This is a genomic window from Glutamicibacter sp. B1 (assembly GCF_039602135.1).
Lineage (GTDB): Bacteria > Actinomycetota > Actinomycetes > Actinomycetales > Micrococcaceae > Glutamicibacter > Glutamicibacter ectropisis.
Map to the genome: position 1 here is coordinate 2,885,141 of NZ_CP125942.1, position 19,929 is coordinate 2,905,069.

At 58.8% G+C, this 19,929-nt stretch carries 18 protein-coding genes, 1 tRNA gene and 2 pseudogenes; 15 read left to right on the forward strand and 6 right to left on the reverse strand.

Going from position 1 to position 19,929, the window contains the following annotated elements; all coding sequences use genetic code 11:
- Positions 1-16: 16 nt before the first annotated feature.
- From QMQ05_RS13515 to QMQ05_RS13535, 5 genes are all read left to right on the forward strand, one after another.
- Positions 17-790: an IclR family transcriptional regulator gene (locus QMQ05_RS13515; RefSeq protein WP_345470818.1), complete on the forward strand. Its 774-nt coding sequence runs from the start codon at positions 17-19 to the stop codon at positions 788-790.
- On the forward strand, positions 787-1,209 hold the full coding sequence (locus QMQ05_RS13520) for a cupin domain-containing protein (protein ID WP_345470820.1): 423 nt from the start codon (positions 787-789) through the stop codon (positions 1,207-1,209). The genes QMQ05_RS13515 and QMQ05_RS13520 overlap by 4 nt, the downstream gene beginning before the upstream one ends.
- Before the next feature lie 138 nt (positions 1,210-1,347).
- Entirely contained in the window at positions 1,348-2,865 is a 1,518-nt protein-coding gene (locus QMQ05_RS13525; protein ID WP_345470822.1) for an HNH endonuclease, read from the forward strand.
- Between the two features lie 480 nt (positions 2,866-3,345).
- Entirely contained in the window at positions 3,346-3,972 is a 627-nt protein-coding gene (locus QMQ05_RS13530) for a hypothetical protein (protein WP_345470824.1), read from the forward strand.
- A gap of 131 nt (positions 3,973-4,103) precedes the next feature.
- Positions 4,104-4,838 carry an N-acyl homoserine lactonase family protein gene (locus tag QMQ05_RS13535; RefSeq protein WP_345470826.1) on the forward strand — a complete coding sequence of 245 codons (735 nt, stop codon included), beginning with the start codon at positions 4,104-4,106 and terminating at the stop codon, positions 4,836-4,838.
- Between the two features lie 97 nt (positions 4,839-4,935).
- On the opposite strand, the gene QMQ05_RS13540 is transcribed toward QMQ05_RS13535, so the two are convergent.
- Positions 4,936-5,011: transfer RNA gene (locus QMQ05_RS13540), tRNA-Ala, on the reverse strand.
- A gap of 191 nt (positions 5,012-5,202) precedes the next feature.
- Between QMQ05_RS13540 and QMQ05_RS13545 the strand changes: the two genes are divergently transcribed.
- Complete coding sequence (locus tag QMQ05_RS13545; protein ID WP_345470828.1) at positions 5,203-5,628, forward strand: VOC family protein; 426 nt, start codon at positions 5,203-5,205, stop codon at positions 5,626-5,628.
- A gap of 3 nt (positions 5,629-5,631) precedes the next feature.
- Here the strand turns inward: QMQ05_RS13545 and QMQ05_RS13550 are convergent, their stop codons facing one another.
- Complete coding sequence (locus QMQ05_RS13550) at positions 5,632-6,858, reverse strand: MFS transporter (RefSeq protein WP_345470830.1); 1,227 nt, start codon at positions 6,856-6,858, stop codon at positions 5,632-5,634.
- Between the two features lie 143 nt (positions 6,859-7,001).
- On the opposite strand from QMQ05_RS13550, the gene QMQ05_RS13555 reads away from it, so the two are divergent.
- Positions 7,002-7,943, forward strand: a complete 942-nt coding sequence (locus QMQ05_RS13555; RefSeq protein WP_345470832.1) for an endonuclease/exonuclease/phosphatase family protein — start codon at positions 7,002-7,004, stop codon at positions 7,941-7,943.
- Between the two features lie 24 nt (positions 7,944-7,967).
- Here QMQ05_RS13555 and QMQ05_RS13560 read toward each other — a convergent pair whose 3' ends face one another.
- Positions 7,968-8,642 (reverse strand): alpha-ketoglutarate-dependent dioxygenase AlkB family protein, encoded by a 675-nt coding sequence (locus QMQ05_RS13560; protein ID WP_345470834.1) that lies wholly within the window; start codon positions 8,640-8,642, stop codon positions 7,968-7,970.
- A 296-nt stretch (positions 8,643-8,938) separates the two neighbouring features.
- On the opposite strand from QMQ05_RS13560, the gene cobA reads away from it, so the two are divergent.
- Genes cobA through QMQ05_RS13580 form a run of 4 tightly spaced genes read left to right on the forward strand, consistent with a single transcriptional unit; the run spans position 8,939 to position 12,822 of the window.
- Positions 8,939-9,958, forward strand: a complete 1,020-nt coding sequence (gene cobA / locus QMQ05_RS13565) for a uroporphyrinogen-III C-methyltransferase (RefSeq protein ID WP_345470836.1) — start codon at positions 8,939-8,941, stop codon at positions 9,956-9,958.
- Positions 9,955-11,052 (forward strand): uroporphyrinogen-III synthase, encoded by a 1,098-nt coding sequence (locus QMQ05_RS13570; protein WP_334123004.1) that lies wholly within the window; start codon positions 9,955-9,957, stop codon positions 11,050-11,052. The genes cobA and QMQ05_RS13570 overlap by 4 nt, the downstream gene beginning before the upstream one ends.
- A gap of 46 nt (positions 11,053-11,098) precedes the next feature.
- Positions 11,099-12,007 (forward strand): carbohydrate kinase family protein, encoded by a 909-nt coding sequence (locus tag QMQ05_RS13575; RefSeq protein ID WP_345470839.1) that lies wholly within the window; start codon positions 11,099-11,101, stop codon positions 12,005-12,007.
- A 41-nt stretch (positions 12,008-12,048) separates the two neighbouring features.
- On the forward strand, positions 12,049-12,822 hold the full coding sequence (locus tag QMQ05_RS13580; RefSeq protein ID WP_345470841.1) for an IclR family transcriptional regulator: 774 nt from the start codon (positions 12,049-12,051) through the stop codon (positions 12,820-12,822).
- A 195-nt stretch (positions 12,823-13,017) separates the two neighbouring features.
- Here QMQ05_RS13580 and QMQ05_RS13585 read toward each other — a convergent pair whose 3' ends face one another.
- The gene (locus tag QMQ05_RS13585) at positions 13,018-13,653 is read right to left on the reverse strand and encodes a hypothetical protein (protein WP_345474754.1); all 636 of its coding nucleotides are present in this window, start codon (positions 13,651-13,653) and stop codon (positions 13,018-13,020) included.
- A 51-nt stretch (positions 13,654-13,704) separates the two neighbouring features.
- A pseudogene (locus tag QMQ05_RS13590) lies at positions 13,705-14,046 on the reverse strand (LD-carboxypeptidase); the annotation flags it as partial.
- A 198-nt stretch (positions 14,047-14,244) separates the two neighbouring features.
- Here QMQ05_RS13590 and hutU point away from each other — a divergent pair.
- Positions 14,245-15,922: pseudogene (gene hutU, locus QMQ05_RS13595) on the forward strand (urocanate hydratase).
- Positions 15,923-16,004: 82 nt separating this feature from the next.
- On the opposite strand, the gene QMQ05_RS13600 reads toward hutU, so the two are convergent.
- Positions 16,005-16,514, reverse strand: coding sequence for a Dps family protein (locus tag QMQ05_RS13600; protein ID WP_038990915.1), 510 nt, complete (start codon positions 16,512-16,514; stop codon positions 16,005-16,007).
- Between the two features lie 382 nt (positions 16,515-16,896).
- Between QMQ05_RS13600 and QMQ05_RS13605 the strand changes: the two genes are divergently transcribed.
- The 3 genes from QMQ05_RS13605 (at position 16,897) to hutH (ending at position 19,828) form a co-directional block, all read left to right on the forward strand.
- On the forward strand, positions 16,897-17,259 hold the full coding sequence (locus QMQ05_RS13605) for a hypothetical protein (RefSeq protein ID WP_345470844.1): 363 nt from the start codon (positions 16,897-16,899) through the stop codon (positions 17,257-17,259).
- 296 nt (positions 17,260-17,555) lie between these two features.
- Positions 17,556-18,107, forward strand: coding sequence for a DUF3060 domain-containing protein (locus QMQ05_RS13610; RefSeq protein ID WP_058256371.1), 552 nt, complete (start codon positions 17,556-17,558; stop codon positions 18,105-18,107).
- 179 nt (positions 18,108-18,286) lie between these two features.
- On the forward strand, positions 18,287-19,828 hold the full coding sequence (gene hutH, locus QMQ05_RS13615) for a histidine ammonia-lyase (RefSeq protein ID WP_345470849.1): 1,542 nt from the start codon (positions 18,287-18,289) through the stop codon (positions 19,826-19,828).
- Positions 19,829-19,929: the final 101 nt, after the last annotated feature.

Consider the following 19,929-nt stretch of genomic DNA (forward strand, 5'->3'; position numbering starts at 1 on the left):
CAACTCAGGAGGCAAAATGAGCGAAGCACGCAGCGAGCCAAGAGGCGCGTCGGTGATCGTCAATGTTCTGGATGTGTTGCGCTGCTTCACCGTGCAACAGCCGATCGTTGGCGTCACCGAGATCGCCGAACAGGTCAACCTGCACAAGTCCAGCGTGTCACGCATTTTGTCCACCCTGGAGCAGGAACGCGTGGTCGAACGCGACGAGCAGACCCGCAAGTATCGCCTCGGCCTAGGCCTGATTGCGATCGCCGGGCCACTCTTGGCGAACCTGGACGTGCGCCGCGTCGCGTATCCGATCCTGGAAGACCTACGCGAGGCCACCCAAGAGACAGCGGTGCTCAACATCTGGGAAGGCAGCGAATCGGTCTCCGTGGAACAGCTGCCTTCACCCCGTCTGGTCAAGCACACCTCGGTCATGGGCTCACGTTATCGCACTGCACTGAGCGCATCGGTCCAGTTGTTTTTGGCCTACGAAGATCCGCAGTACCGCGAGAAGCTACTGACCGAGGGCAGCATCGACCTCACCCAGATGCCGATCAATACCTACCTCGCCCGGCTGGAAACCGTTCGCGAACGTGGTTACGCAGTGAATTACGGCGAGACCTCAGCCGAGGAAGTCGCCGTGGCCGCTGGCATTTTTGACCACCGCGGCCAGCTGGTGGCCTGCGCCATGATCGCCGCCCCGTTCTACCGCGTCGGCGCCGAGGAGCTAGAGCAGCTCTGCCTGCACACCGTCTCCGCCGCCGATCAAATCAGCACCCGCCTAGGACACCGAAAGGAAAAATGAGCATGCTCCCCTACGAAGCTCGCGACGAGTTCGCCTTCGATTACCAAATGCATGACGGCTCACCTTTGCGCGTATCCCATCACTTCGCTGGCCAGACCGGGATGCCTGTGGCGATCCAGACTTGGGTGATCGAACCTGGCGGTTTCGAGGGGATGCACCGACACGAAGCCGAAGGTGCCCTGCAGGAGTTCTATCAAGTCATTGAAGGGCAAGCCCGGATGCGCGTCGGCGATCATACCTACGATCTTGGCCCCGGCGACAGCGTTTTGGCCGATGCTGGAGTTGATCACGACCTGCGAAACATCGGCGATTCCGAACTGCGCGTGCTGACCGTATGGGGACCTCCTGGTACCGCTGATTTCTCGAACTTTGGTTCCCGTCAGCGCGCCGTGCAGATCCGCCACGAAGCTGACCGATAGCCCTCACTGCCCGAAGTTTTCAGCCTTGATCACCCCGTCAACCCGCCCCTGACCTGTAACATCACCGTGTTCTAAAAGTTATCCACCCGCAACCAAATAATCGAAGACATATTCGACTAACAGGCGTAAAATAAGAATATGTCCGAAACAACGATCCCCAACCCAGGGAACCCCACCCCAGAACACCACGACGCGTTCACCGCCGTGATCAAAGGCATGGAAGCCACCCTGGCACAGATCGAAGAACACGGCACCACCGAAGAATGCTTAGCGACCATCAACCAACTCGAAAACGCGATCTCCTCCCTGCACTACCACCAAGCAGCCCTCGCCCACCAAACAGAGATCACCATCGTTCAAGAAAACACCGAACGCGGAAACTTCAAACAACTCAACCGCGGCGCCGCAGCAAACATCGCCCTCGCACGCAAAACAGACCCCCACGGTTACAGCGAATACCTAGAGAACTGTCGCATCCTCTTCAACGACACCCCACACCTGGCCGCAGCCTACAGTCGTGGTGAATTCACGGAAGCGCAAATGCGGGCGATCCTCACCCCACTAGCCCAGGTCAAAGCCCGCCGCCGCACCGAATTTGATGACCTCTACGCCCAAAACCCACACATGTTCGCTAACTTGGGCACCAAGAAAATCAGTGACAAGGTCAAAGACTTCACCCTCACCTACGCGTCGGATGATCAGTGCAAAGAGCAAAAGAGTGCGGAAGAGCAGCGTCGTATCAGGTTCACACCCCACCCTTCGACCGGGATGATGAGCATCCACGCAGAACTGCCCCTGATCGCAGGGATCGCCATGAAGAACGCGGTGAAAACCAGGTCGAAGAGCCTGAAATCTCTTGGTGATGAACGAACCCGTGCGCAGATTGAAGCGGACTACCTCGCGAGTTTCTGCACTCACCCGGAAGCCAAAGTCCCAGTGCAGGTCAGTGTTGGGTTGATCATGACCGATAAAACCCTGTTCTTGGGTGACCGGCAGCCAGCCTACCTTGAAGGGTACGGGGTGATCGCACCCCAGTACGCCAGGGAGCTACTTGCTGGTGAAGAGATCCTGAACAACATGACGTTGGCGGAAATGGCAACCACCCGACCACCAGCATTCATCAACGCCCTAGAAGCCACCGCAGAACTGGTTCGTCTTTACACGGCTCCAGGGGACAAAGAACTAATCGCGATGGACTCTAAAGCGCGGATCTTCCCGGAGAAACTCAAGAAGTTCATCAGGATGCGTGACCGAAGGTGCCGCACCCCCTTCTGTGACGGAACCATTGAAGAGATTGATCATGTGACCCAAGTGTATCTAGGTGGGCATACGTGTGTGACTAACGGGGATGGACGCTGTAAGTTCTGTAATCAAGCCAAGGAAACCCCGGGATGGAAAGAGTTTGTCCTCAGTAACGGTTTACATAAGTTGAAGATCGCGACCGGGATGGGGCCGACGTATCATTCCACGGCGCCACCGGCGACGGGGTTCGCTCATCAACCCTATAAGCAGTGCATGAGTGAAGCGGAATGGGTGCAGACCTTTGAGACGTGGTTGAATCAACCACCAGACCCGGAAGGTCAGCCACCAGACCCCGGTAGTGAACCGCCCGGAAAAGATGATGGTCCGCCGGATGTTGAAGACCTCGCGGCATAACCATGCTCAACAGTGAGTTGGATACACGAATCGCCCCAGAAACAAGCTGGGGCGATCCACAAACTATCGTTTAGACCCGATGACGCCTGCGTGGAGCACGCACATGCTCAATTCCGCGACAACATATTGCCACGAACCTGCACATTCTTCAGATCCTCTGTTTGTTCCGGTATTACAAAGTCAGAATGATCCCCACCACGATAAAACCCAACAATCAAGTACCGCAGAAACCTCAGAACTAAACCGCTGACCTTGCCCCTGAAATTCATGCCGAACAAGAAATCACTGACAATATGCGGCACGAGGCGAGTGACGACTAAAGGCTCAACGTCTCTATCCGCAGACTGCAAGGCATTACCCCTTCTTTACCATCCGAGCCCCTAGGTAACACGGAGCCGCTAAGACGCTTCAACTCCACAACCAGCATTCAATGAACAGCAGCACTTGCCCTTCATTTATTTACATATGTAAACTTTTTACATGAGTAAAATATCGAGCTCCAATAAGTCGCGGATTCGTTTGCTGACTGCGGTGACTCAGCTGCTTGATTCTGGTGCAGAAACCACCAAGATTACGATCACCGATGTCGTGACAACAGCAGGGCTGACCCGCCCAACCTTCTATGCGACTTTTGACGACCTACCCGCCGCATTTGCAGCAGCCGCATTGGCCCGTCTTGAAGATGCTTTCACGGGGTTAACCAACGACCCGACGATTCCTCGCCATCAGCAGATGCGAGAGAACTTCACAGTCATCTTGATGCGCCTAGCGGAACACTCAGATTTCTTCGCTTGCGTATTGCGTGGACCAGGCAGCATTTTGGTGCAGGAGCGAGTAGTCGAGTTCGTTACCTCACGACTCCAAGCACACTCACCATTATCAACAGCGCTAGCGGCAGGAGCACTTCCGCTAGAAATGACCTCCTCAGCATTGGCTGCCGGCGTAACTTGGACCGTCATTCGTTGGCTCGATCAGGACCCTCAGGTAACCGTGCCTGAGCTGGCCGCGCAACTTAGCGAGTACTTGGAATCGGCTGTATTAAGCGGCCTCGGAAATGAACCCGCGCCAAGCGGCGCACATGAAAATACAAACGGAGTGGTGTCATGAGTGTAAGTGTTTCAATTCTTGAGACAGGAACAATCCGCATTCGACCGTCACATCGCAATCAAAGTGCGGACAAACCGGTTCCCTTGCGCCGCGCCAAGGCGATTTTTGGTGATAGGCAATGGACACAACCCTTGCCTATCAATACGTATCGAATCCAGCACCCGGATGGACCGATCCTATTCGACACGGGCGAATCGCCCCATGCATCAAAGAAAAGTGGCCTGCCTTGGTGGCACCCGTTCTTCCAACTAAATGTCGACATCAACGTATCTCCGGATGAATCAATTGGTGCCCGTCTGGCACAACAGGGACTGGAGCCCAAAGATCTTCAGGCTGTCGTCGTTTCCCATCTACATCACGACCATGGTGACGGACTCGCCGATCTGGCCGATGCGCGCATCCTCGTCGCCGCAGAACACTGGGCAGCTTTCCGCAAGAAATTCAGCGCGACAATTCTTGGGGCAGCACCACAATACTGGCCCGAGGGGTTCCAACCTGAGCTGCTTCAACTCGAAAATTCCGCCTTAGGGCCTTGGGAGAAGACCTACCCAATCACGAGCGACGGCAGGGTCATCGGTATTCCCACTCCCGGACACGTGCCCGGCCACATGTCGGTGGTGGTATTCGCCGACGAGGCAACTTATCTATTGGGCGGGGACGTGACCTACGACCAGGAGTTACTGGATCAAGAACAAACCGATGGGGTGAATGGCGACCCGCACCTCGCTGTCGAGCAACTGCGAAAGATCAAGACATTCGCCGCTACACGACCCGTCGTGCTGCTATCCGCGCACGATCCGAACGCCGCGTCTCGGCTGAACGCCAACACTGCCTTCCGTCCGTCGGCCTTGAAGCCAACACGTTAGACGCTTTTTGAAATCTTAGGTTAGTTCCAAAGAACCCCGACTTCGACACCAAAACAAAAATCTCCTGGTCGCTTGACCAGGAGATTTTTATTGGATTTGGTGGAGGTAAGGGGATTCGAACCCCTGACCTTCTGCATGCCATGCAGACGCGCTACCAACTGCGCCATACCCCCAAAAGAGTTTGACTCGCCGGTATTTCTACCGGTGAACCGAGATAAAACTCTACCGGAGGACTCGGAAAACACCAAATTGGGCTTCGGAGACCCTGATCACATCAAAGGTGTTCTAATTGTCGACCGGCAGTGGTAAGAATGATCTCGGAGCCGATCGGTTCCACCAAATTTTCAGCGAAAGGCACGATCTCATGGCCATAGGAATGACCCCGTACCTTCGCTTCGCCGGTGACGCCCGCGAAGCCATGGAATTCTACAACTCAGCGCTGGGTGGCGAACTGTCGATGATGACCTTCCAAGAAGGCATGAACGACGGCAACCCAGCAACCGCGGACCTGATCATGCACTCTTCGCTTTTCATTGAGCGCGGCATTCACCTGATGGCTTCGGACACTCCTCCGGAGATGAACGTGACCGGCAATGGCGTGATCGCGTTGAGCAGCGATGCCACCGAAGAAGCCGACGACGCAGTGCTGAGCAAATGGTGGGAAGCACTGTCCGCCGGATCAACCATCGAAATGCCACTGGAGAAGGCCCCCTGGGGCGACTCCTTTGGTCAGCTTCGCGACAAGTTCGGCGTGGTGTGGATGTTCAACATCTCCGCCGTACGCGACTAACAGCTAGTCGATGACGGTGCGTTCGTGGGCTGCGATTGCGTCGCGGCCCACGAGCAAGCCAATCTTCTTGGCACGAGCCTGAGTGATCAGAGCGATCAAGAGGCCCAGAACAGCTAGCCCGGCACCCACAACCGATGGTGCACGGTAACCGAAACCAGCAGAAATCACCGCGGCGCCCAAGGCAGCACCCAAAGCATTGGCCACATTCAGTGCCGAGTGGTTCAGCGATGCTGCCAAGGACTGAGCGTGTGGCGCTGAATCCATGAGCAAGGTCTGCAGGCTTGGCGTTAAGAGCGAACCTACAGCTCCAAGAATGAAGACCATAATCATGGTCGGAATAATCCACGTAGCCACGGCGGCAAAGATCAGCATCGCCCCGGCCATCAGTACGCTGGAGAGCTTGATTGCACCGAAAACAGACCAGTCGGCGAGGCGTCCACCGACCAGAGAACCAACGACCATGCCCAGCCCGTAGAGGGCCAACGCGATCGGCACCAGGGTAATTTTCAGCCCCGACTCTTCGGTCAGTGTTGGGGAAATGTAGGAGTACACCGCGAAGAAGCCACCGAAGCCGACGATACCGGTAGCCATGGCCAACCACACCTGTGGGCTCTTCAGCGCAGTAAGTTCGCGTCGCACGCTAGCTCCAGGTTCGGCCTTGCGCCACGGAACGAAGAGGGTGATCAAGACCGCGGTCAGGACGCCGACCAGTGCAACAGCGTAGAACATGGAACGCCAGCCGATTTGCTGTCCGAGCATGGTGACCAGCGGGACACCACCGACGTTGGCCACCGACAATCCAAGCATCACCCAAGCAATGGCGCGACCACGCATGGTGCCGGGCACAAGGCTTCCAGCCAGCACGCCGGCCAGACCGAAATAGGCGCCGTGGGGTAGCCCGGCAAGGAAACGGGTGATCACCATGGTGTTGTAATCCGGGGCAAACGCCGAGGAAAGGTTCGCCACAGTGAAAAAGAGGATCAACAGCTGTACCGCACGTTTGCGTGGGATTTTGGCGGCGATCGCGGTGAGTACCGGCGCGCCAACCACCACGCCGATGGCGTAGGAGCTGATCATGAGGCCCATTTGCGAGTTGCTGACACCAAGGTCAGTGGCGCCTTCTTGGAGAAGGCCCATCATCGAAAATTCGGTAACGCCGATGCCAAACCCACCCATGGCCAGGGCGAGGATCGCCAGTAGTAGTTTTCCGCCGGATAAGTAGGCAGTCATTCAGTTCTCAATTCTTGGCTGGTGCGTGATGGCGGCTTCCTCGGCGCTCTTCTTCAATGGTAGTGACTGTGGCAAATCATCGCGGTACTTCTCCAGCGGAAAATTACGAATCCCACAGTATTTTGTGCCACTGTTTAAGTCCTATGTCTCATGCATCGCCCCACCGCCTCTCGGCCTCGCTGATTATCGCGAGGATCTTCTTCATTCTGCTCTGCATAGCGCTGGCAGTGTTGATGGTATTCCACCAGCAGATCCCCGATGTCTTGGGTCTGGGTCTGGTCGTAGATAATCTTGCACCCTGGGCCGGACTTGGCATCCCGGCGCTGTTGCTCATTGCCCTCGTGGTGCGCGGCCGAGCCAGCTTTATCGGATTGCTGGTTCCGGTAGTGGTGTGGTCGGTACTTTTTGGGCCACAATTTATCCCGTCAGCCCAGCGTGCACCGCAGGCTGCCTTGCAGATCGCCACGCAGAATGTTCATGAGTCGGCCGGCGTGCAGGCAGCTCGGGAACTGGCCGATGCCGGCGCCCAGGTCATCACGCTGCAGGAGATCGGTGAGGGGCAAGAGGATCAGATCAGCGAAGAGCTGGCGAGCACTCACCCCTACCGCTATATGGTCAGCACCGTGGGCGTGTGGAGCTCCTACCCACTGAAGAATGCGCAACCACTGGATCTTGGGCTGGGATGGAACCGCGCACTGCGGGTTGATGTGAATACCGATCACGGCGTGGTGCGCCTCTACACGGTGCATGCTGCATCGGCGCGACCTACCGGGCACGAAGAACGCGATGCCATGCTCGCCTCCCTGGCCCAGTACGTTCAAGATGATACGTCTCAAAAGATTGTGGCCGCCGGAGACTTTAATGCCACCAGCACGGACCGGCATTTTGCACCAATGGCAGCGGCCTTGCAGGAAGCAAAATTCAGTGATTGGGGTCTGGCCATGACCTGGCCGCGCTCCCCCTTCCCGGCGCTTGGGATCGACCACGTCATGATGCGCGGGGTCAGCTCCGCGGGGCTGCAACGTGCGGCCATCGGCGATTCGGATCATTATGCCCTGCAGGCCACCATCGATCTTGATAGTTAACTTGTTAGCAAGCAAGCTAGCAATCTAGCTGGCAGGCAGGCCGGTTTGGCGCAGGGTGATGTTGATGCGACCAGCACCCAAACGGCACCCGGCCGGTGCGGTACCGGGATGAATTTTGCTCACCGCGTGGTACGCAAAACGCGCCGGTCCGTCGAAGATGAACAGGTCCCCGGAAGCCAGCCGGATCTCCTGCCACGGCCGATTGCGATTTTCGGTATTGCCTAGGCGGAAGGTTGCCGAGTCGCCGATGGACAGTGAAACCACCGGCGCGTTGATGCGTTCCTCGGCGTCTTGATGCATGCCCATGGTGGCGTGATGATCATAAAAATTGACGATCGCGGCATCGGGAACATAGCTGGCGGCGTACTGGGCATCGCCGGTGGCTTCGGCCACGGCCTGCTGTCCTAGTCGCACCAGCCATTGTTCCATGGGTGCCACCGGTGCACCGCCGAGATCGTCGGCGGTTTTTGAATAGCGGTTAGGGCTCCAATGCCAGCCCAAACTCAGCGATTGCACACTCATGGGATGACCATTAATGCGCGTGTGGTGCGGCGGTACCGGTCCGCGTCCCCACTGAAAAAAGCGTGCGACGATCCAATCCTGCGCGGCTGGGGATAGCCAACCGGGCAGGTGCCACGCGCCGGGACGCACTTGTCCCCCGGTGCGGGTCAAGGCGCTGTCATCAAAGAGCGAGTCCATGCACCCAGCGTGCCCGTTGCAGGCATCGGTCGGCAAGCTCCTGCGTATTCGCTCACTGAATTTGGCAGGTTGCCGGCCTCGTGCCTTGCAACAGTATTGACGTTAATGACCTTGTGTTTCATCGCGCCGACTCGAACATTTCCAAAAGGTTAATCTTTGGGCTAAAACCGAGTTATTCCGTTTGAAACATTTGCGATACCTACGGGAAAAGCGCGGGCTCTACGCTGATAAGCACCCACTTATTCCAAGGAGCATCCCATGTCATTCAGGGAAAACCAGCAAGGATCGCAGCAATCATGATCGGCATAGACCTCGAACTTTCCTCCTGCGTCGTGCTGCTCGCTGGCGACAAGTCCGCTAGTGAGACCACGGCCGAGCGCTTACGTGCCGAAGGCTGTGAGCTCCTGCTCGCACAAGATGCGCCCCAAGCGATGGCCTACCTCGAGCAGGCAGGGCTACTGGTGATTTGCGATCACGATCCGCAGCGTTTTGCTCCGGTGCTCGCCGCGGCCAAGATCCCGGTGTTGCATGCCACCCCGGCAGAAAGCACCGGTTCGATCACCTTGCTCGGTGGCGGTCCGGGAGCTCTGGATTTGATGACCCTTCGCGGGGTGCGAGCCCTGGCCGAAGCGCAGGTGGTTTTCGCGGACCGGCTCGGGCCCAGTGAGCACCTGGCCCTGCTGGCTCCACAGGCAAAAATCGTTGATGCCGGCAAGCTACCGGGGCATCACAAACTCACCCAACGGCAGATCGAAGCGCAGATGATTCAGGCCGCGCGCGACGGTGCCAAGGTGGTCAGGCTCAAGGGCGGGGACCCCTTCGTGTTTGGTCGTGGCTTTGAAGAAGTGGCCGCCGCCACCGCTGCCAACATCCCGGTGCACGTGATTCCAGGGTTGAGCTCCTGCATCACGGTGCCTGGCGCTGCCGGCATTCCGGTGACCGCGCGCGGTGTGAACACCATGTTCACCGTAGTCTCTGGGCACGACCCGCTGGGCGAAGATCAGCTGCGGCAGCTGACCCAGCTCGGTGGCACCATCGTGATCCTGATGGGCATGGGAACGATCGAAGCGACCGTTGCCGGCTTGCAGCGCGTGGGAATGAGTCGGGACATGCCCTGCGCCATTGTGCAATCGGGAACCACCGAGGTGCAAAGTACCTCGCACGCACCACTGTGGGATCTGGCCGCGGCGGCGCGAGCGCATTCGAATCCGGCGGTGATTGTAATTGGTGAGGTCGCTGCCCTGCCGCAGACCCTGCTGGCCCAGGCGTCGGGGGCCAGCGCCGAAGCCGGAGCACTATTGGAGGCAGCCTCATGATTGTTAAACCCCTAACCGGTTTCCGTATCGCGGTGACCAGTGATCGACGGTCGAGCGAACTCATCGAGGCCTTTGAACGACGTGGAGCCGAGGTCACGCACACCCCGCTGCTGCGACTCGCTCCCCTAGATGATGAGCAGCAGCTACTGGCGCAGACCCATAAGCTGATCGAAGCCCGCCCGCAGATCGTCGTGATCACCACGGCCTACGGGCTGCGGCGTTGGCTGGATACCGCCGAAGCGGCCGGGATCGGCGACGATTTGATTACCGCGTTCAGCCAGTCGCAGTTATATGTGCGCGGTGCCAAGGCCCACGGTTCGATCCGCGCCCTGGGGCTGGAACCTGCCGGGGTGGCCAAGGATGGGCGCAGTTCTTCGCTGCTGGAAATGCTGCATGGCAAGCTTGCCGGGGCCACGGTGGCCTTGCAATTACATGCGGATTCCGATCATGGCCTGCCGCAGCAACTTCGTGAGCTCGGCGCGCGTCGGGTGATTAAGGCCGAGCCCTATCGCTGGCAGGACACCAGTAGTGACGCCGGGATTTCGGCACTGGTGGAGGGGTTGTGTGCGGCGCACTTTGACGCGGTGACCTTTACCAGTGCCCCGAGCGTGCATGCCCTCTTTGCTGCGGCGAATGCCCGTAATCGGCTCCCGGCCTTGCAGCGTTCCTTGGCCGAGCGGGTGGCCGTGGCCACCGTTGGGCCAGTGACCGCTTCGCCGCTGGAAGAAGCTGGCATCAGCCCGCTAGTTCCCGAACGCCACCGCATGGGAGCGATGATCGGCCAACTGGTGGAGCATTTGGGGTCGTTGGGGACCTTGCAAGCACAGACCGTGCATGGTCAGGTGCAATTGCGTGGGCGTACGCTATCGATCGAGGACCAGAATTGTGAGTTGACTCCGGGGCAGGCCGAATTGGTGAGGGCTTTGATCGAGGCCGGGGGCAGTGTTCTCTCCCGTGATGAGTTGGGCGCGGCACTGCCGGAGGTCAGTTCGCGTCATGCCTTGGACATGACGCTGAGCCGTCTGCGTAGGGCCTTGCCACAGCCGGAAATCATCACCACCGTGATCAAAAGGGGTTACCGGCTGAACGTTTAGTGGTGCCGGTGAGCTTTTTGCGCTCGGGATGCCTATGATCGAAGCTATGGTTTCAATTCAGGTTGCCGGCGAGGCATTGGTCGACATCTATAATTCTCAGGCGCATCCCGGGGGATCCCCGCTGAATGTTGCTGTGGGATTAGGCAGATTGGGTCATGAGGTGGAGTTATCCACCGAAGTTGGTTCCGATGAGCACGGTCAGCTGATCGTGGAGCATCTCAAGGCTTCGGGGGTGAAGCTGAGCGAGGGCTCCGTGTCCCAGTCACCGACTTCCACAGCCACGGTGGTACTCGATGGTTGCGCCAATGCCAGCTACGAGTTCGAACTGAACTGCACCATGGGGCAGCTGGCCCTAAACGACGCGCAACTCTTGCACACCGGATCCATCGCAGCCTTCCGCTCCCCGAGTGCCCAACAGATCATCGAGCTATTTGCTGCAAGACCTGCCGGGCAGCTACGCAGTTATGACCCGAACCTGCGACCTGCCTTGGTCGAAAATCGTGCGCAGGCCATCGGCAATGTTGAGAAGCTGTGCTCGTTGGCCCATGTGGTCAAGCTCAGCGATGAGGATGCCATGTGGTTATACCCGGGTTGGGATACCGACCGGGTTCTTGAACATCTGTTGAACCTCGGCGCTTCCTTGGCGGTCATGACCTTTGGTGCCCGCGGCTGCGAAGCCCGCACCCGGCATTGTGAGGTGGCGGTTGCCTCGCGCTCGGTGAGAACCGTCGACACCATTGGTGCTGGCGATGCCTTTATGGCTGGATTATTGCACGCCATCGCCACCGGGGATCTGGCACAGAATCTGCTAGCTGGCGAGAAACTAGATCGTGGGCAGTTGGAGGCCGCCTTGGAGCTGGCCACCGCTTGTGCTGGGATGACCGTTGCGCGCGCTGGCGCCAACCCGCCAACCCTAGAAGAGTTGCAGTCCTTTATGGCCAAAACCATCGCCTAGGGTTGCATACTAGAATTCCCGATTCACCCTAAGGAGGCTTGGTGGGTAGCAAAGTTCCAGCGGCCGATAACACCCTGAGGATCCTGCGACTTTTAGCCAGCCGGAAGAACCCTACCCCGGCTGCGATGATCGCCTCCTTGCTCCAGTTGCCGCGCTCCAGCGTCTACCAGTTGCTCACAGTCATGAACGAGCGGGGATTTGTCACCCATTACCCGGAGGATAAGTCCTATGGTTTGGGCATTGCTGCTTTTGAGCTGTCCAGTGCCTACACCCGTCAGGAACCCCTGGCCCGGCTAGGGGCTCCGCTCATTGCCCAGCTCGTGGATAAGGTTGGCGAGAGTGCCCACCTGGCGATCCTGCACGGCTCGGATGTCTTGTACATTGTGGAGGAACGCGCCAAGGGTCGGCCTTCGCTGGTCACCGATGTGGGGGTACGCCTGCCCTCGCATCTGACCGCTTCGGGCAGGGCGATCTTGGCAGCCCTGCCCAAATCTCAGGTCCGGGCCCTGTACCCGAATGCCGCCAGTTTCACAGATCGTGTGGAGCAGTCCTCGATCACCAGCTACTCGCAATTGCGTCGCGAGCTAGAGCAATGCACTCAACGTGGTTATGCGGTGGAGCGCGGGGATGTCACCGAGGATTTCCACTCGCTCGCGGTAGAAATCCGGGATGCGAACGATTGGCCGGTCGCCGCGGTGGCGGTCACCTTCCTCGCTGAGAAGGTCCCCGAAGAGCGTCACGAGATCCTGCTGAACCACATTCGCTCGACCGCGACCGCCTTGACCTCGCGCATTCAGGGGCGGCGTCCGGCCTGAGTCTTTCGTGTCATTCGGCGTGCATTCATCAGTGCGATGACATTGGCGAGCACGATCACGCAAAACCCGCGAAGGTTTATCTCTTGTGGCGGGCATCCGACGCCCCTGCGGCGATCGGCAATGTTATTTCCCTGACGGGGGAGTTATATCAAGGCAGCGGCGTGGTGTGAGGAAGCTTCGCTGGTCAGGTTGCGATTAGGCGAGATATTGATCCAAGTACTGTTCTGCGCCATTGCACACCAAGTGCCCTAGCGCGCCGTTGATAATGGGCATCTGTGGCGGAACATGGCCACAGTCCACATCGCCAATCATCGGGATGCCGAGCTGGCCCAGGGCATCAAGCACCGCGTCATCTTGGGTCAGTGTCGGTGAGTCCGGGGCGTTGGTGCGACCGATGAGTACCGCCTCGGCGCCCTCAAAAAAGCCGGCCATGCGTAAGCCGTGGAGCTGGCGACAAATGGTTGTAGCTTCGACGCCCGAGGCTTCCACGTAAACGATCAATGATTGCGCCGGCGATCCACGCAACGCCCGCGTATCTAGGTTGCCGGTGCCCGTGAGGTTGCTCAGGGTTTCTATGCAACCCCCGATGAGCCGACCGGTGACATCCACGTTCTGCGTGCGACCGTCCAAATGTCGCCAGGATCCCGATCCGTTGTAGTGATGCTCGATTACTTGGGGATTAGTTTCCCAGTCGTCCCAATCATTGGCCCTGAAGTAGCCCGGCGATGATTGTCTAAACACCGAGCCCTCGGGCAGCGATGCCAACTCGATCCATGATTTTAAGGATTCCGGAACTCGGTAGGGCGTATCCATCAAGTTGTTTCCATGCATGGTGGCCAGTCCCGTACGCAGCGTCAATGGTGTCAGAAGTGTCGAAATATCAGAAAATCCGACGACCCAGGTGGGTTCCGCTTCAGCCAGTGCGTTGAAGTCGAGGTGCCCAATGAGGTCGATGGCCATCTCGCCTCCCCAGGGCGGGACGATGGCGCGGATTTACGGATCCAACAGCATTCGCATCAGCTCTTTGGCACGTTGCTCGGCCGGTGCGCTCACATGCGAAGAACCATTCATGCATTGGCCTATCTCCACCTCAAAACCAGCATCGCGCACCCTGTCTACGGCAAAGTTCAGTCGAGGAACCAGTTCTTCGGGCACACCGCTGGAGGGTGAGGTCACGCCAATAAGATCACCGGGTTCCAAAGGCCGTGGGTAGCGAATCTTCATGAGGCCATCTTTGCATGTACGCCGTGCCCTGTGGCCAAAAATTCATGGTGCGGCTGGATCAAAAGATCAGCTGCGTGCCATGCCAATAAAGCGGCCGATCTGAAATACCAGACAGGTCTACCGATTGGACGGTACTCATCGATCGCCTCATGACCAATCATGGAATTAGTTAGCCACGTTACACCGTTAGGAAAGTCCATGAGTCACGAACCCCGCGTCGTCCGCGCCCCACGAGGCACCACACTGAACGCCAAGTCATGGGCCACCGAAGCGCCCCTGCGTATGTTGATGAATAACCTCGACCCCGAAGTTGCAGAGCGCCCAGAAGATCTGGTGGTCTACGGCGGAACCGGCAAGGCTGCCCGCTCTTGGGAAGCTTTTGATGCCATCGTTGAAACCCTGAAGGATCTCGAAGAGAACGAAACCTTGCTGGTCCAGTCGGGCAAGCCGGTAGGGGTCTTCAAGACGAATAAATGGGCCCCACGTGTACTCATCGCCAACTCCAATCTGGTGGGCGACTGGGCCAACTGGGAGCATTTCCGCAAGCTCGAAGCTGAAGGCCTGATGATGTACGGCCAGATGACCGCCGGTTCATGGATCTACATTGGTACCCAGGGCATCTTGCAGGGCACCTACGAGACTTTCGCCGCGGTTGCCAAGAAGCGCTTCAACGGCACCCTTGCCGGCACCCTGACCCTGACCGGCGGTTGCGGCGGTATGGGCGGAGCGCAGCCGCTATCGGTCACCTTGAATGGCGGCGCGGTGCTGATCATCGACGTGGACGAGTCCCGCCTGCGCCGCCGCGTTTCCAAGCGCTACCTTGACGAGGTGGAGCTGGATCTGGACAAGGCACTTGAGAAGGTACTGGCAGCCAAGGCCGAAGGTCGCGCACTGTCCGTAGGCTACGTCGGCAACGCCGCAGAGGTCTTCCCGGCACTGCTCAAGCGCCACCAGGCTGGCGAGTTCACCATCGACATCGTTACCGACCAGACCTCGGCCCACGATCCGCTGAGCTACCTGCCGACCGAATACACCATGGAACAGTGGGACGCCGAAGCCAAAGCAGATCCCATCGGCTTCACCAAGAAGGCCCAGGCAGCCATGGCCGCTCAGGTCCAGGCAATGGTCGAGTTCCAGGATGCCGGCGCCGAGGTCTTCGACTACGGAAACTCGATCCGCGACGAGGCGCGCAAGGGCGGCTACACCCGCGCCTTCGAATTCCCGGGCTTCGTCCCTGCCTATATCCGCCCGTTGTTCTGCGAGGGCCTTGGCCCATTCCGCTGGGTTGCACTTTCTGGCGACCCGGAAGACATCCGCGTCACCGATGAGGCATTGAAGGAACTATTCCCCAGAGAACGAGCACCTGCACCGCTGGCTGGATGCAGCTGAGGAGAAGGTCGAGTTCGAGGGCCTGCCGGCACGCATCTGCTGGTTGGGTTACGGCGAGCGCCACAAGGCCGGCCTACTCTTCAACCGGCTGGTCGCCGAGGGCAAGGTTTCAGCCCCGATTGTTATTGGGCGTGACCATTTGGATTCGGGTTCAGTCGCTTCGCCATATCGCGAAACCGAAGCCATGAAGGACGGCTCGGATGCAGTCGCAGACTGGCCACTGCTGAACGCGCTGACCGCCACCAGCTCCGGTGCCTCGTGGGTATCGATCCATCATGGCGGCGGCGTCGGCATGGGCCGTTCCATCCACGCCGGCCAGGTTTCCTTGGCTGATGGCAGCGAACTGGCTGCCGCGAAGCTCGAAGCGCTGCTCACCAATGATCCGGGCATGGGCGTCATCCGCCACGTGGATGCCGGATACGAACGTGCCGCCGAGGTCGCCGCCGAGCGCGGAGTGCGCATTCCGATGGCAGCGCAGGAGAAGTAGCACCCTTTTAAATCAGCTTGAGGCGCCACCGAGGTGGCGCCTCAAGCTATTGTCAGCTAATTGCTGGTCATCACTTCCGGCACTATGGCTTGCGGGTTTCGGCACTGATGAACCATGCCTGCTGTTCCAGATCCGCAATGTACTGGTGCAGGATGTCGGCCGTAGTTGGATCCGCCTCGTCTACCGGATCATGGACCTCGCGCATGACGCCCACGGTTGTCTGCAACGCCTTGACAACCATGTCCACTGCATTAGTCGTGAGGATTTCGGTGTTCACCGGTTGTTCCAACTTGGTGTACTTTGTGACCGTTGCCGCCAGTCCATCGGGAGTGGCATGCAATGCGCGCATCCGCTCGGCGATTTCGTCGGAACCGCGACGTGCGATATCAACGATTTCGTCAAGGTTCTGATGCAGGTCGCGGAAGTTGGGACCGACAACATTCCAGTGGATCTGCTTGCCTACCAACTGCAGATCCAGCAGCTGGACCAGCACGGTCTGCAAGGAATCGCGCAGCACCTCAGGGGCCACGAAGCCATTCTCTGCGTTCTCGCGATCGGTTTTCTTCGCTGGAGTATTCTTCGAATTAGCCAATGCTTCTCCTTACGTTGTCACGGACGCTTGGGGCAAGACCTTTCTCGGTGTCCCACTTTTGACACTATCGACTTGGCACCCCGATTCCGAACGAATGGATCTTTCTTTCGGGCAACGTCCAGCTTTCTCTTTTCGCGTGCCAAGTTTCTCCCGCAATCCCAGGGCGAGTCATGCTGTCTGCCATTCGGATTCACGGAATTGGCTGGAGCCAGCTCCAGTCGCAGCACAACTTGGTGGATGTTGACCTGTCTCTGCTAAGTTGCATGGGGATTGCATTAACTGCAGGTTGCCAGCTGCTCAGAGCTTCCCGGAAAGCTTGAGCAGGCACCTTCAGGCACCTAGCCCTAGGCACGTCAGGAATCACCGATCCACGGAGGACGACATGTCTGAGCAGGATGCAAACGAGCAGTTCGGGAACTTCGACAACAACGGATCTGAAGGCTACGAGAGCCAGTCCAATTCAGATTTCGATTCAAGAAGCAATGGCGGATTTGAAAGACAGCCGTCAGAACAGCAGTCCTTTGGAGACGGAAACGAATCCGGCCAGGAATCATACGGCGGCGAAAGCCAAGGAGAATCCTACGGTCACGGTGAAGAGTCCGGCCAAGAATCATTCGGAAAGGACGAGGGCCAGCCTTACGGCAGCGACCCGGGGCAGGAATCCCTGGGCGATAGCCAGTCTGGCCAAGCGTATGGCAACAATGAAAGCCAGTTTGGTTCCCAAGAACAGGAAGAGGGGTTCTAGGGAACTTGCAGCTTGGCAGACACTCCTGCCACGCGGAATTGTGGCCCATTCTCCAGTTGGGCACTTGTAATCGCTTCACTGCTTGCACCGGGCAAGTGGTGAAGCGATTATTCTTTTTGCAACGCAGAATCGCCAGCAGATCTTCTCGGGTTTGGTCTCGGACCTGCCAATCACCATTAGAGAATATTCGTTCGTTCCTCTGCCACTCCCGTTGGTTATTAATTGCTGTTCGACGCAGAATGGATATAGGCACCGTGTATCCGAATGTGCCGGCCGGTTCGACTGACAGGATGTAAATGTTCTCGAAAATTGCCAATCGCTTCGCTGGCCCGCTGACGGTTGGATTCCTTGCCGTAGCGCTGTCAGGTTGCGTGAGCATTGAATCCTCCAGCGAAGAGACCAAGGCTCCGGAGAATGCTGGTCCCATCGAAGGTACCGTCACCCCGAGCGCCAAGGCCTCGGAAGGCGCGGCTACCGGCACGCCTAATGTTCCGAAATCACCTGCGGACAGCACGTTCCAGTCCGTCTATGATTTCCTCGATGCGCAAGCGACCGAAGTCAGATGCACGGACAGCATGGATATCGCCGACATGGGCCAAATACTCAAGCTCGTCGGTGATTGTGAAAACGTCACCGTCTCTGGAGACGGAAACATGATCGTCGCTCCGCACATCACGAACCTCGAGCTAAGCGGCAACGGAAATATCGCAGCGGTCAAGAACATCAAGCAGGTAGCTTTTAGCGGCATCGGCAATTCGGCCGCATCCCTCAACGAGAACGCCAAGTTCACTGACAACGGTTCGTCGAACAAGTTCGGCGAGGACGCCTTCGAAGGCATCACCTTCTAGAACCCGGAATTTTCAACGGACCGCGATTGGCATGCCAATTGCGGTCCGTTCCTTTCTGCCTCCGTGGCGCTGTCTGGCATTTCGGACAGATGACCCGATTATCGATGCCGTGCCATCCCGTTCTGCCGAACAATGGGAATTAGAGACCTCATTGCAGCGCAGAGAACGGATTGAACATCATGACTGCTTCCCCACTCGTCACCCTGGACCTTACTGGAGCAACCGCCGATAACGTGATTGCGGTAGCCCGGCACAACGCGCAGATCCGCATCGCGCCACAGGTCCTCGAAGAACTGGCCACGGTTCGCTCCCACATCGATGCCCTCGCCTCGGCCGACACCCCGGTCTATGGTATTTCCACCGGTTTCGGCGCCTTGGCTACCCGCCATATCGCGCCCGAGGACCGCGCGAAGCTGCAGCGTTCGCTGATCCGCTCGCACGCAGCCGGCATGGGGGAACCGGTGGAGCGCGAAGTGGTGCGTGCGCTGATGTTCCTGCGCGCCAAGACCTTGGCCTCCGGCCGCACCGGCGTACGCCCGGTCGTGCTGGAGACCATGGTTGGACTGCTCAACGCCGGCATCACCCCGGTAGTGCGTGAATACGGTTCGCTGGGCTGCTCGGGCGACCTTGCCCCGCTCTCCCACTGTGCCCTGGTGCTGATGGGCGAAGGCGAAGCCACCGACCGCGAGGGCGTGCAGCGCCCCGTGCCGGAACTCCTCGCAGAGGCAGGACTCGAACCTGTGGAACTGGCGGAGAAGGAGGGCCTGGCGCTGGTCAACGGCACGGACGGCATGCTCGGCCAGCTGCTGATGGCGTTGGCGGATCTCGAAGAGCTCGCAGACATTGCCGATGCCACCGCCGCCATGAGCGTCGAAGCCCAGATGGGCACCGACCAGGTCTTCCGCGCCGAACTGCACGAGCCGCTGCGCCCGCACCCGGGACAGGGCCGCAGCGCGGCGAACATGTACAACTTCCTTTCCGGTTCCCCCATTGTCGCCTCGCACCGCGAAGGCGATGGCCGGGTGCAGGATGCCTACTCGCTGCGCTGCTCCCCGCAGGTGACCGGCGCAGTGCGGGACACCATCGCCCACGCACGCCTGGTTGCCACCCGCGAACTGGCGGCGGCCATCGACAACCCAGTGGTCCTGCCATCGGGCGAGGTCACCTCCAACGGCAACTTCCATGGCGCTCCTGTCGCCTATGTCCTGGACTTCTTGGCCATCGCGGTTGCCGATCTGGGCTCCATCGCCGAACGCCGCACCGACCGCATGCTCGACCCTGCCCGGTCCCGCGACCTGCCGGCTTTCCTGGCTGATGACCCGGGCGTGGACTCGGGCATGATGATCGCCCAGTACACCCAGGCGGGATTGGTTGCCGAGAATAAGCGCTTGGCCGTACCGGCGAGCGTGGATTCCATCCCGTCATCGGCAATGCAGGAGGACCATGTTTCCCTGGGCTGGCATGCGGCCCGCAAATTGCGCACCGCGGTGGGCAACCTGCGCCGCATCCTCGCCATTGAAATGCTGATTGCCGGCCGTGCGCTGGACCTGCGCAAGCCATTGCAGCCGGGGCCGGCCACCGGTGCCGTGCTGGAGCTGCTGCGCACCAAGGTCGCAGGTCCAGGCGAAGACCGTTTCCTGTCTGCCGAGATGGAAGCGGCCTGCGAATTGCTGGCTACCGGCGAAGTGCATCGCGTGCTGGAACCCCATCTGGCGAAGTAGCTGTTCGAGGACAACTGTGTGGGGTGCCGGACATTGCTGAGGCTTCTGCGGGCAAGGGGCGTAAACTTGGATACCGGGAAACCACTTACCTCGCGTGAAAG